Source organism: Psychromonas ossibalaenae ATCC BAA-1528, assembly GCF_000381745.1.
Lineage (GTDB): Bacteria > Pseudomonadota > Gammaproteobacteria > Enterobacterales > Psychromonadaceae > Psychromonas > Psychromonas ossibalaenae.
In genome coordinates this window covers 25,565-37,568 of the sequence record NZ_KB906982.1, presented here as the reverse complement: position 1 = coordinate 37,568, position 12,004 = coordinate 25,565, and the positions used below count along the sequence as shown (strand labels likewise).

At 41.8% G+C, this 12,004-nt stretch carries 11 protein-coding genes; 9 read left to right on the top strand and 2 right to left on the bottom strand.

The window, feature by feature from the left end; all coding sequences use genetic code 11:
• The first annotated feature begins 415 nt into the window (after window positions 1-415).
• From G327_RS0109645 to G327_RS0109605, 9 genes are read left to right on the top strand one after another with little or no spacing between them, the layout of a single operon-like run.
• Window positions 416-1,294 carry a hypothetical protein gene (locus G327_RS0109645; protein WP_019614565.1) on the top strand — a complete coding sequence of 293 codons (879 nt, stop codon included), beginning with the start codon at window positions 416-418 and terminating at the stop codon, window positions 1,292-1,294.
• Window positions 1,291-1,902 (top strand): hypothetical protein, encoded by a 612-nt coding sequence (locus G327_RS0109640; protein WP_019614564.1) that lies wholly within the window; start codon window positions 1,291-1,293, stop codon window positions 1,900-1,902. The genes G327_RS0109645 and G327_RS0109640 overlap by 4 nt, the downstream gene beginning before the upstream one ends.
• Window positions 1,899-2,564: a hypothetical protein gene (locus tag G327_RS0109635; RefSeq protein ID WP_019614563.1), complete on the top strand. Its 666-nt coding sequence runs from the start codon at window positions 1,899-1,901 to the stop codon at window positions 2,562-2,564. The genes G327_RS0109640 and G327_RS0109635 overlap by 4 nt, the downstream gene beginning before the upstream one ends.
• Window positions 2,557-2,883, top strand: coding sequence for a hypothetical protein (locus G327_RS0109630; protein WP_019614562.1), 327 nt, complete (start codon window positions 2,557-2,559; stop codon window positions 2,881-2,883). Before G327_RS0109635 ends, G327_RS0109630 begins: the two co-directional genes overlap by 8 nt.
• Window positions 2,884-2,915: 32 nt before the next feature.
• On the top strand, window positions 2,916-4,580 hold the full coding sequence (gene mshL / locus G327_RS0109625) for a pilus (MSHA type) biogenesis protein MshL (RefSeq protein WP_019614561.1): 1,665 nt from the start codon (window positions 2,916-2,918) through the stop codon (window positions 4,578-4,580).
• A complete protein-coding gene (locus G327_RS0109620; RefSeq protein WP_019614560.1) occupies window positions 4,577-5,482 on the top strand; it encodes an AAA family ATPase in 906 nt (301 codons plus the stop codon). The genes mshL and G327_RS0109620 overlap by 4 nt, the downstream gene beginning before the upstream one ends.
• Window positions 5,479-6,591: a tetratricopeptide repeat protein gene (locus tag G327_RS0109615; protein ID WP_019614559.1), complete on the top strand. Its 1,113-nt coding sequence runs from the start codon at window positions 5,479-5,481 to the stop codon at window positions 6,589-6,591. Before G327_RS0109620 ends, G327_RS0109615 begins: the two co-directional genes overlap by 4 nt.
• A gap of 8 nt (window positions 6,592-6,599) precedes the next feature.
• Complete coding sequence (locus G327_RS0109610) at window positions 6,600-8,441, top strand: GspE/PulE family protein (RefSeq protein WP_019614558.1); 1,842 nt, start codon at window positions 6,600-6,602, stop codon at window positions 8,439-8,441.
• Window positions 8,441-9,661: a type II secretion system F family protein gene (locus tag G327_RS0109605; protein ID WP_019614557.1), complete on the top strand. Its 1,221-nt coding sequence runs from the start codon at window positions 8,441-8,443 to the stop codon at window positions 9,659-9,661. The genes G327_RS0109610 and G327_RS0109605 overlap by 1 nt, the downstream gene beginning before the upstream one ends.
• Window positions 9,662-9,728: 67 nt before the next feature.
• On the opposite strand, the gene G327_RS0109600 is transcribed toward G327_RS0109605, so the two are convergent.
• Together G327_RS0109600 and manA are read right to left on the bottom strand one after the other, a co-directional pair.
• On the bottom strand, window positions 9,729-10,715 hold the full coding sequence (locus tag G327_RS0109600) for a homoserine kinase (RefSeq protein WP_019614556.1): 987 nt from the start codon (window positions 10,713-10,715) through the stop codon (window positions 9,729-9,731).
• A 67-nt stretch (window positions 10,716-10,782) separates the two neighbouring features.
• Complete coding sequence (gene manA, locus G327_RS0109595) at window positions 10,783-11,973, bottom strand: mannose-6-phosphate isomerase, class I (protein WP_019614555.1); 1,191 nt, start codon at window positions 11,971-11,973, stop codon at window positions 10,783-10,785.
• Between the last annotated feature and the right edge of the window lie 31 nt (window positions 11,974-12,004).

Here is a 12,004-nt window from a genome sequence, read left to right as displayed (position 1 = left end):
CTTTCGAGCGATTCACTTCGTGATTCCTCTATCGACATTGATTAAATGCAAGCATTTAACAATTCGTTGTGAAGTCTTGATTTAACCCGTTAGATCTTCAACTTTATGCCTAGAATCTGCTCTTCAATTAAATTTTAATTTTCGTTACTTATTCCCTGAAATACCCCTATGGTTCAGAGCGTACCTTTTACTGAAAGCACACCTGATGCTCTCCCTTGATTGGATGCCGAATCCGCACCAAAGGAGAGGGGCTGATTAAGACTTTCAACCTGATTTTAAGGTCTTTGAGTGATTATTTCGACATTTTGCCGCCTTGTTTAATAAATATTGCAAATAAAAAGACATACTTTGAATTATTCGCTTATTATTCAATGTAAATTATCGGATATCTGCTGAAAAGAGAAAAAAATAATTAATGATTTTTAAAAATATTTTTACCAAAAAATCAAAAGCCCGGATCAGCCTGTATCTAGGTATTAACCGCATGGCTGTTTGTCATATGCATGAAGGTCGAGTCTGTCTGCTTGCAAAAGCCTCGATAAATTCTGAGTCACAGTGGGCAGAGACTTTTGATTCACTTGTGCAGGAGCATAAATTAACCGCTACTGAGGTTTCAGTCGTTTTAAGCCGGGATTTTTATCAAACCTTTGACATTGAAAAACCGAAAGTAGACAAAAATGAATTACTGGCAAGCCTGCCGTTCACTATCAAAGATCTTGTTGCCGACAGTATTTTTGATTTAGTGGTTGATTATTACGACATGCCCCTGCAGCAGCATAAAGGCGAACAGATTACTGCTGTATGTATTTTGAAAAAACGCGTTGTCAAAATACGCGATATGGTATTAAAGCATGCAATGACGCTAAAAGAGATAACCATTGAAGAGATGGCTGTAACTCGTTTGCTAGGCAATAAAGAAGAGGCTGATATTTTACTTTCACAGCAGAATAATGAATTAGTGCTGACGGTAGTAAAGCAGGGGCAGCTTTACTTTTCACACCGTTTACGCGGCTTTAACGAATTATTAGGACAGCCTCTGGCTGAAGTTGAAGGTCCGTTATTAGATAATTTGAGTTTAGAACTGCAGCGTGCACTTGATTATATTAATTCACAATTGCGGATTGCCACCATCGGACATTTATATTTAGCCGTTATCTGCCCTGATATTAACTTATTAGCGGAAAAATTAGGCAGTTATTTAGCGCGTAATGTGCTGCCCTTTGGTGAACCGGAACAGTATGATTTTAATAATATTCTTACTTACGGGTTGTTAATAGAGGCTGAGGGTATATGAAGAAGCAGATAAATCTTTATCAGCCAAGCTGTTATCCGATACGTGAAAAAGCCACTTTTAAACAATTTCTGCTGCTGCTGGGAATCTGCCTGTCATCGGCATTAATACTGCATCTGTTTTTAGCTGACCAGTACGCCGAAAAACAGAGCGCTGCGCAGGCGCATAAAAAAGTACTGGATGCAAAACAGAGTGAATTAAGTTTATTAATTACAGAGGTACAGAAGAAACGTACACCGGCACATAAAACGCGGGAACTGCTGGCTTTACAAGATGAAACCGCTGCTAAACAGCGTTTGTTAGGCAGCTTAGCGGGAATTGACATCGGAGTTGTAGTTAGTTTTTCTGAGTTGATGCGCGGTTTATCCCTAGCTGACACCAATAGCGTCAGTATTAATAGTTTTTCTGTTATGAACGGCCGTTTAAATATTGCCGGTGTGGCGAAGCAGAGTGATTCGGTACCTTTGTGGTTAAGTAAAATTCAAGAAACCGACGAGCTGGCGGATATTACATTTTCTCAGCTGCAGATATTAGGTGAAGCGGGGCGTTTTTCATTCCAATTAACCAATAATGGGAAGAAAAAAAGCACTGCTAAGGGAGGCGTAGAATGAAAAAGCTTAACTTTAGCGAGCTAGAAAAAGCCTTCAATCAAATGACTATGCGTGAACGTGTCATTATGTTCGGTGCTTTAATTATCTGTACCGCCGCGCTTACCTATTACTGGATGTTTGAACCTGCGATGATCAGACAGGGAAAAGCCGATAAAGCACTGCAGGCAGGTTATCAGCAGGAAAAAGAATTAAGTCATGAAATTGCCGAAATTAAAGCGCGGTTATTAAAAGATCCGCTCCAGGAAGTTAATAATAAGATAGCTTTTTCTAAACAGGTATTAGTCGCATTAGATAAACAGCTGGATGAAAAATTAGTCCGTTTTATTCATTCGCAGAAAATGCCGGCCGCATTAGCGAAGCTCTTGTCTTCAAGCCCTGGGGTAAAGGTAAAACTGCTGAAATCATTACCGCTGCAGTCATTCACCTCGGCAGTTGATGGTGCTGAAGGCGTATCTGCTGAAAATATCTTTTATAAGCATACATTAGAGATTCAGCTGGTCGGGAATTACAATGCCGTTTATCGTTATTTGCTAAACCTTGAAACACTTCAGGAAAAGTTTTACTGGTCTTCACTGGATTATCAAGTGGTAAAGTATCCGCTTGCTGAAGTGACAATTCAAATTTACACATTAAGCAGTCAGCAGGATTTAGTCAGTGGTTAAATATATTTTTTTATGTTGTCTAATAATTAGTTTTAATACGCTCGCGGGTGTGGAATCGTTAACGGATCCTACCAGGCCGTTAAATTATCATACTAAATCAGTAAAAAAAGCGGCTCGGGCCGCTTTACCGAGATTACAAAGTATACTGATTGAGGGAGACAGCCGTTCTGCTATTTTAAATAATAAATTATATAAAACAGGGCAGCGGGTAAACGGATATCAGATAACACGTATTGCTAAGGATTCCGTGTCGGTACGCTATAAGGCAAAGTCTTACAAATTAACCCTGTACACAGAACAAGAACGTTTTATTAATTAAATGACTCATTTTCTTTATGGAAACTATATAAAATGAAAAGAATTTTCGCTATAAGCTGCTGCCTCCTATTATTAACAGCTTGTCAGGTAACTAAAAAAAATACGGCTGAAAACCAGAAAGAGGCTCTGCAGGAAAATAATAATAAGCAGGTGCAGGAGCTGATTCTGCCTGAGGATATTGAAGCTGAATTATATGCTGATTTATCAGAAGAAAACAGTGCGGTTGTACAGGAAGAAAAACGTTTTAATATCACAGCAAGAGATGTTGATGCTTCTGTCTTCTTCGCATCTCTGATTAATGATTCAGCCTACAGTGCTGCCGTTCACCCGGGTGTTGAAGGTTCTATTACACTTTCTCTTAAGCAGGTAACACTCAGTGAAGCGTTGTCTGTTATCGAAGATATGTTTGGTTATGAAATTAAATTAAAAGGGCGTGTTTATCATATTTACCCTGCGGGAATGCGTATTGCCAGCTTTACGCTGGACTACCTGTTTATGAACCGCATGGGCGGCTCGCGTACCAGTGTATTATCCGGCCATTTAAGCGATCAGAATGACGACAATAATAACGACAGTGACAGTGATAGCTCAAGTTCATCAAGTTCATCGAATTCATCCCGTTCTTCGGGCTCTTCAGGTATCGAAGGGCAGGAGTTCAACGGAGAGTTTTCATCAAACAGTCTGCAGGACGGTACGAAAATAACCACAGTCACCAGCACTAACTATTGGGCTTATTTAGAGATGAAAATAAATAAGCTCTTAAATAATAAAAAAGATCGTGATGTCATTGTCAGCCCTATGTCCGGCCTGATTACCATTCGTGCTTATCCTGCTGAAATTCGTGTAGTACGGGAGTTCTTAAAAAAAGAATCGGATAATTTAAACCGTCAGGTGATTTTAGAAATTCAGTTAATTGAGGTTGTTTTAAGCGATGAGTATCAGCAGGGGGTCAGCTGGACTAACGCTGTAGAAAATACAACACTGGCATATAACAGTGTTCATAAAATTGCTGACAGTGTTATTCAGAGCACTATCGGCGGCGGCGGTGCATTGACTATTTCTGACGGTTCCTTTAATGCGGTTGTGTCGATGTTAGCAACACAAGGTGATGTTAATGTCTTATCTAAACCTCGTATTACGGCGATGAACAATCAAAAAGCGGTGATTAAGGTTGGCGGCGATGAGTATTTTGTGACTGATGTTTCAACTACAACGGTAACCGGCACATCCACAACTTCTACTCCAAATGTCGAACTGACTCCTTTTTTCTCCGGTATCTCTGTTGATGTCACGCCTAAAATAAATGACGATGACAGCGTATTGTTACATATTCATCCGTCAATTATTGATATTGAGGAGCAGACTAAAACCATCAACTTTGGCGCTGCTACCGGTAATTTGACTATTCCAGTTGCTAAAAGTGACGTGCGGGAATCGGATACCGTGGTGAAATCTCAAAGCGGTGATGTGATTGTTATCGGCGGATTAATGAAAAGCATCGAAAAAGATATCGTTTCTAAAGTTCCTTTTCTTGGTGATGTACCCTGGTTAGGTGAGCTGTTTACCAATCGTCAGAAAATGAACTATAAAACGGAGCTGGTTATTTTAGTAAAACCGCAGGTTATTAAGAAAAACACCTGGAAGCAGGAGATTCAAAAATCATCGGATTTAATTGAAAAATGGTACCCGTCTGAATGATATATTTACAACACTTTGGATTGCAAGCCGCGCCTTTTTCATTAACTGCGGATCCGCGCTTTTATATCGACTTTACTCCCCATAAGGAAGCGTTAGAAGTTATTACTACTGCGCTTTCTTTGGGAGAAAGTATTTTAAAAATAACCGGTGAAGTCGGGACCGGTAAAACCTTGTTATGTAATAAAGTGCAACTGGAACTTTCTGAGCAGTACCTGATCTGCAATATTGATAACCCTTACCTGACCGCCCATGAACTGCGCTGCGCGCTGGCGGATAAAATCGGATTGAAAAAAGAGACTTTTGAACAGGAGTTTTTATTAACCGGGCTGATTAAAGAACGTTTACTAACTCTGCTGGCGCAGGACAAGAAAGTGCTGGTGCTGGTTGATGAAGCGCAGGCTTTACCAGATTCAACGCTGGAAGCATTACGGCTGTTCTCTAATTTAGAAACACAGTCTCAAAAACTATTACAAGTGGTTTTATTCGCTCAACCGGAATTAGATGTGCGTTTAAGCGAGACTAAACTTAGACAGTTACGACAGCGGATCACCTTTTCATACCAGCTGCGCGCATTATCTGAATCGGAGATTGAACACTATATTTCACAGCGTTTAAATCAGGCTGGTTATCGGGGCGCATTACTGTTTGACCGTAACGTCTGTCGTCGAATAAGCCGGGCAAGCCGCGGCATACCGCGTTTAATTAATGTGTTATGCCATAAAGTACTGATGCTCAGTTACGGTAGTCAGCATTGTAATATTACCGTTAAATTAGTGAATGAGGCGGCAGCCGATACAGAAGATGCCTATCCGCTACAGAAGTTAAATTACTGGTGGGCTGTGTTGTTTTCATTTGTGTTGTTAAATGTGCTCCTATTACTCTGGTGGAAAGGATTAATATGAGTATTATTAATAAAATGCATCAGGATTTTGAGAAAAACCGGCATGATTCACCAGTTATATCCGGGCTCCCTGCAAAAAAAACGGCGCAGAAATCACTGCTGTTTATTTTAATCGTTTTATTGTTCGGTAGTGCTTTAGGGCTTTCTTACCTTATCTTTATTCAAGAAAAAGTGCCTGAACAAAGGCTGGTGCAGGCCGCAGAGATACCTGTTCCTACTGTTCCTTTAGCGGCTGAGCCAAAAGTTGCTGCCGAACAACCGTTAAAGACGCCCGTAGTCATTGAAGCGAAACAAACCATTATAAAAGAGCTGGCTGCACAACGAGAAAAAGTCCCGGCGCCGGCTTCCTTTCAAGCTGCCGAAAAAAATAAAAGTGACAGTCCCTTAAAGACGAAGGCGAAAGCGCCTGAAATGACTGCAAAAACAGTCCCTGTAAAAGAGAAAAAGAAACCAGCAGCAGAGAAAGCATTACTTAAAAAAGCAGATCCGGTTAAAAAAATACCTCATTTAGAGATTAAAAAAGCACAGTTAACTAACCCTCAGCTGGCACAGATTCATCTTAAAGAAGCTGAGAAAGCTAAGCTGAGAGGAGAGCTGGATGCGGCCGCCGATAAGCGCCTGCAGGCACTGAGTCTGCAGCCTGATTTAAATGAAGTTCGAAAATCTGCAGCACTTTATTACTACGGGCAGGGAGAGAATAACAAAGCAGTTCGTTTACTTAAAAAAGGTGCACAGGTATCGCCGGATTATCCTGACTTTAATTTAATGCTGTCGCGTATTGCCTTAAAATCCGGGGATGAACGTAAAGCCTATCTGTATCTGCACCAGCACCCTCCTAAAATTGAAGGTAATTTAGATTATTACGTCAGCTACGCTATTCTGGCGCAGAAGTTTAAAAAGTTTGAACAGTCTGAAAGTCTGTTTAAAAGTTTACTGTCGCAGCGTCCGGATAACGGGCGTTGGAGAATGTCACTGGCGATTGCACAGGATAAACAGGGTAAAACTGAGCTGGCTGTCAGTAGTTATAAATCGGCTTTATTACAAACCGATCTCTCCTCAAAAGCTAAAGCATATATCGATCAGCGTTTAACCTATTTAGCTGAAAAGTAAGGAAGTTTATGAAACCGCAACTGAAAAAGCGTTTAGGTGATTTACTGGTTGAAGAGCATTTAATCAGTGAAGCCCAGTTAGGCAATGCGCTCCAGGAACAGCGTAATTTAGGGCTGAAACTAGGGGCTACTTTAATTCACTTAGGTTATATCAGTGAAGATCAGATATTAACTTTCTTGTCCCGCCAGCTGAACATTGAAATTGTAGATCTGCTTAAAGTTAAAATTGATCATAATGCCGTGCAGTTAATTCCGGAGGTTCATGCCCGCCGTTTAAGAGCTCTGGCCATTCATGATAATGGAAAGACAGTAACCTTAGTTGTCTCGGATCCGGCTGATCTGCATAGCTTAGACGTTTTAGCCAGTCTGTTAAAAGGGCGTAATTTTGAACTGATGATTGCGCGTGAAGATCAGCTTATTGAGTCATTTGACCGTGTTTATCGCCGTACCAAAGAGATTGCTTCATTTGCGGTTAAACTGAGTGAAGAGCATGGTGAAGCATCTGCTTTTGATGCGGCCGCTGTCGATATTGGCGGTGACGGTTCGGATGCGACTGTGGTTAAGTTATTACAGTCATTATTTGAAGACGCGGTGCAGGTCGGTGCTTCGGATATTCATATTGAACCCGACGAAAATGTTTTACGCTTAAGGCAGCGTGTTGACGGTGTATTACAGGAAACGCTGCTGCCGGAAAGCGGTATTGCCAGTGCCTTAGTCTCGCGCCTTAAATTAATGGCGCAGCTGGATATTTCAGAGAAGCGTTTACCCCAGGACGGACGCTTTAATATCAACGTAAAAGGGCGCAGTATTGATATTCGTGTTTCTACTATGCCGATTCAGGCCGGTGAATCCGTGGTAATGCGTCTGCTGGATCAGTCTTCCGGGGTTTTATCTTTTGAGGAAATCGGTATTCCGGCACATCTTCAGGAACGCTTAGAGCTGCAGCTTAAACGTCCTAACGGACTTGTTCTGGTGACAGGACCGACAGGTAGTGGTAAAACAACGACCCTGTACGCATCGCTTAATACGTTGAATTCGCCGGGCAGTAAAATTATTACTGTAGAAGATCCGGTGGAGTACCGCTTACCCCGTATTAATCAGGTCCAGGTTAACAGCAAAATAGGTTTAGATTTTTCCAGTGTACTGCGTACTGCGCTGCGTCAGGATCCCGATATTTTACTGGTGGGGGAGATGCGTGACAGTGAAACAATGGAAATAGGTATACGCGGGGCGCTCACCGGGCACCTGGTGTTGTCCACTCTGCATACCAATGATGCAGTCAGCAGTACCCTGCGTTTATTAGATATGGGAGCACCCGGTTATCTTGTTGCCAGTGCGTTAAGAGCAGTTATTGCACAAAGACTGGTTCGCCGTTTATGTGAAAACTGTAAAAGCAGCGCTCCGGCAGACTTTTCACAACAAGTATTACTTGAGCAGTTAAGCGATGAAAATCTGCAGTACACATCCTTTCATTCCGCCCCCGGCTGTCAGCGCTGCCAGTTTACCGGTTACCGCGGCCGTATCGGTGTCTTTGAATTATTAGAGATTGATGACAATATGGTTACGGCATTACGTTTAGATGATCCGGAAGCCTTTTCTCAGGCTGCTAAAAAAGCTAAATACTTCAAACCATTAGCATTAGCCGCACTGGAATATGCGAAGCAGGGCATCACTTCTCTCGAGGAGGTATTTAAACTGGTGGATCGTTTTGAGAAAGTTAAAAAACATCACGATGAAGTTGAAGTCAGTTTACCGGAAAGCGCGAAGCTTGAGCAGTCTAGTTTATCGCTGGCACCGCTTGATGAAGAAAAAACTCCGCTAAATGTATCACCACTGGATTTTTCTGAATAATGGCATTGTTTAAATACACTGGACGCGACGCTCAGGGCGCTGCCGTAAAAGGGGAGCTTGAAGCGGTTTCTAAAGAAAGTGCCGTAGATTTGGTGATGCAGAAAGGAATTTTACCCTCTGAGATAAAAGAGAAAACCTCCTCCGGGCAGGCGTTTGATCTTTCTGCTGTTTTTGCTTCGCAGATAAAACTGACGGATTTGATCGTATTTACCCGGCAGCTGTACTCATTAACCAAAGCGGGTATTCCGATTCTGCGCGCATTAAACGGTCTGGCTGATTCAACCCATTCAAAACTATTAAGTGACGCTTTATATGATGTATTAGATCGTATGCGCAATGGTTACTCACTTTCTGCCGCCATGACTTTACACCCGCGGGTTTTTTCACAGTTATATGTCTCTTTAGTTCAGGTGGGTGAAAATACCGGTCAGCTGGATCGTATCTTTTTACAGCTTGCGCAGTATCTTGAGCAGGAAGCCGAAACAATAAAGCGTGTTAAAGGGGCAATGCGTTATCCAAGTTTCGTATTAATGTTTCTGGCCGCCGCTATGGTCATTCTTAATATTAAAGTGATTCCGGTTTTTGCAAATATGTTTAATAAATTTAATGCGGAGCTGCCGTGGACCACTAAAGTTCTGCTCGGCACTTCTTCATTCTTTGTTAATTACTGGGCATATATGCTCGGAGCGGTAATCATTGTGGTGGTTGCTGTTAAGCTCTGGTTAAATACGGATAACGGTGCTTTGTTATGGGATAAATGGAAACTTAGGATCCCTATCGTCGGCTCGGTTATTGAGCGCTCATTACTGGCGCGTTTTTCACGCAGTTTTGCGATGATGCTCAGTGCCGGTGTACCTTTGAATAATTCCTTGTATTTAATCGCCTTTGCTGTTGATAACAACTATTTGAAACATAAAATGTTAGCGATGCGCGGCGGTATTGAAGCGGGTGAAACCCTGTTGAAAACAGCATCTGCAGCAGATCTGTTTACTCCGCTTGTTCTGCAGATGATTGCGGTTGGTGAGGAAACCGGTCAGGTTGACGAGCTGCTCAATGAAGCTGCTGATTTTTATGAGCGTGAAGTGGATTATGAACTTAAAAATATGACTGCCAGAATCGAGCCGATATTAATTTCAATCGTTGCTGCTATGGTATTGATTTTAGCGCTGGGTATATTCACCCCGATGTGGGATATGATGGGAGCTATGAAAGGGCGCTAGACGATTTTGGGGAGCTTTTTCGGCTCCCCCTGCTGCTTGCTGAGGCTATTCTTGAATATTTTAATTTTTATTGTTTATTTTCTGTAAACAGCGCCTGATAAAAACCTTCTCTTCCCAGTGAGTTAATTAAGTTTATTTTTTCCTTTTCATAAAAGCTGTTCACATCACCCCTTGCAAAATACCAGATACAGTCAAATAGAATACTTAGTTTGTATAAATCAAACAGATGCTGTTTTTCACTGTTATCTAAGGGTCTATAGCTCTTATATTTGGCGATAGTATCTCTGGCCTCTTTAAAGTCCAGCTGGCTGCTGTCGATTTTGCAGTTATACCAGTTGTCATGATTAAAAGCCGCTTTAAAAGGATCAATTAACCAGATCAGATCAAATGCTAGATAGGTGTAGTTAGCATCATCAAAGTCAATCAGGGCATTAAATTTACCATGATGGTAAAGCACATTGGTGAAATGAAAATCATTGTGACAGATCCCTTTGGCTAAGCTGTCCGGCAGCTGCAGTTCAGCCAGTTCTTTTTCAAACCATTCTAATTTTAGCGCCGCATTGATGGTGTTGATTTCGGCCGCCTGCTCAGCTGCTTTCTCTCTACAGCTGTTAATATCGTAATTGAACCTGTGCTCCAGAGCGCAGGGCTGGTAGTCTCTGGTGATAATCTGTAGTTCAGCCACTTTTTGAATGAGCTGATCTTTCTGCTTCTCAGTTGGTTTTTCTATATGCTCTCCGGGCATAAACTCAAAAATAACATAGGGCTTTTTGTTGTGCAGCCCGGTGTATTCTCCCCTGTGGTTTTTAAAAGGGGCCGGGCAGGGATAATGACGGCTGCTGAGATAGGCGCACAGGTGAGTTTCAAACTGTACCGCTTCGTTTGAGCGGTTTTGATAATGTCTTAAGACAAAGGCGCCTTTTGTCGTACGCATAAAGATATTAGTCTGTACAGTTCCCGTTAAAAAAAGCTGTGAATTTATCAATTCACCTAAATCATAATTGCTGAGAATGGTTGTTATTTCGTTTTCTGAAAGGTGTGTTTTAGCTGTCATCGGTTATTCCTGAAAAAGTAAAAAGCGCTGAAACGCGCTTTTCATTTAAAACTACAGCGGTGCTGGATTAATTAAAGGCTCTAACAAATTGTCCCTCGCCATGACACTGATAAGAGTGAGCGGCTGCGCAGATAAAAACGGATTCGCCGCGCTGCAGCTTGATACTCTGCTGCGCTGTTGAGATGGTTACATTACCCGCTAGACAAAGCAGTATTTCCGGACTTCTGACAAACTCGTCATGCCCCTCGGAGGTGACGCTGTGGACTTCAAAGTTAAAGTCATCAACGGGAACATGGAATACTTTTTTATGGTCAAAACATTGAGCCTGTATTTTCAGGTCATCAAATGTACTGGGCTGGAATTTGGTATTTTTAATTAACTCATCCACATCGATATGTTTTGGTGTTAATCCTGCACGAAGTACGTTATCTGAGCTGGCCATAATTTCTATACCGGTACCATGGATATAAGCATGCGGCGTTTGAGCATCTAAAAACATCGCCTCACCCGGTGCTAATTCAATGATATTCAGCATCAGCGGTGAAAATAACCCTATATCACCCGGATAGTCCTGATAAAACTGAGCAACGAGCTGAAAGGCTTCTTTAGCTTTATGTGTCTGTGCTTTTGTATCTAGGTTCTTGATAAGCTCCTCTATGGCCTGAGCTTTATCTGACGCATTCAGATTCATTATTACGGCAAAGAAGTTCTGAAGATGCTGTTCACCCGGATTTTCTTTCAAACATTTTAAGGCATCTGCAAGGGTGTTACAGTCTGCTTGTTCAAACAGGCTGATAATTTCATCTATTTTACGAAAACCATTCATCGCCTGGTAAAAGGTGACAGCGTATACAAGCTCTGGTTTATGGTTCGCATCTTTATAGTTTCGATCTGGCGCATCGACAGGAATATTTTGTGAGTTTTCTAATTTAAATCCCTGCTCAGCCATGGTTTTGCTTGGATGAACCTGAATTGATAATGGTTTTTCTGCTGCTAGTATTTTTAGCAGGAAGGGCAGAGAGCTATATCTTTTTTGTGTGTAGGCGCCTAATACCGCAGCCGGATCTTGATCAATAATCTGACTAAGCAGGGTTCCCTGCTGATTTTTGGAACAGCCGTTCGGATGGGCTCCCATCCATAGTTCAGCCTGCGGCTGCTGATCTGGATTAGGGATATTAAATAAAGAATGGATAGATGAATCGCTTCCCCAGGCATAGTTTTGTATTACATTGTTTAATTTGAATAGATGGTCTGTCATGGTCTTGTGTCTCTGATAAGCAGGCTGTTTC

Excerpts from the sequence above, each read along its gene's own strand:
- G327_RS0109635 (WP_019614563.1), top strand. The coding sequence starts at position 1,899 with ATGAAAAAGCTTAACTTTAGCGAGCTAGAAAAAGCCTTCAATCAAATG.
- G327_RS0109645 (WP_019614565.1), top strand. The coding sequence starts at position 416 with ATGATTTTTAAAAATATTTTTACCAAAAAATCAAAAGCCCGGATCAGC.
- G327_RS0109610 (WP_019614558.1), top strand. The coding sequence starts at position 6,600 with ATGAAACCGCAACTGAAAAAGCGTTTAGGTGATTTACTGGTTGAAGAG.
- G327_RS0109615 (WP_019614559.1), top strand. The coding sequence starts at position 5,479 with ATGAGTATTATTAATAAAATGCATCAGGATTTTGAGAAAAACCGGCAT.
- mshL (WP_019614561.1), top strand. The coding sequence starts at position 2,916 with ATGAAAAGAATTTTCGCTATAAGCTGCTGCCTCCTATTATTAACAGCT.
- G327_RS0109600 (WP_019614556.1), bottom strand. The coding sequence starts at position 10,715 with ATGACAGCTAAAACACACCTTTCAGAAAACGAAATAACAACCATTCTC.
- G327_RS0109605 (WP_019614557.1), top strand. The coding sequence starts at position 8,441 with ATGGCATTGTTTAAATACACTGGACGCGACGCTCAGGGCGCTGCCGTA.
- manA (WP_019614555.1), bottom strand. The coding sequence starts at position 11,973 with ATGACAGACCATCTATTCAAATTAAACAATGTAATACAAAACTATGCC.
- G327_RS0109640 (WP_019614564.1), top strand. The coding sequence starts at position 1,291 with ATGAAGAAGCAGATAAATCTTTATCAGCCAAGCTGTTATCCGATACGT.
- G327_RS0109620 (WP_019614560.1), top strand. The coding sequence starts at position 4,577 with ATGATATATTTACAACACTTTGGATTGCAAGCCGCGCCTTTTTCATTA.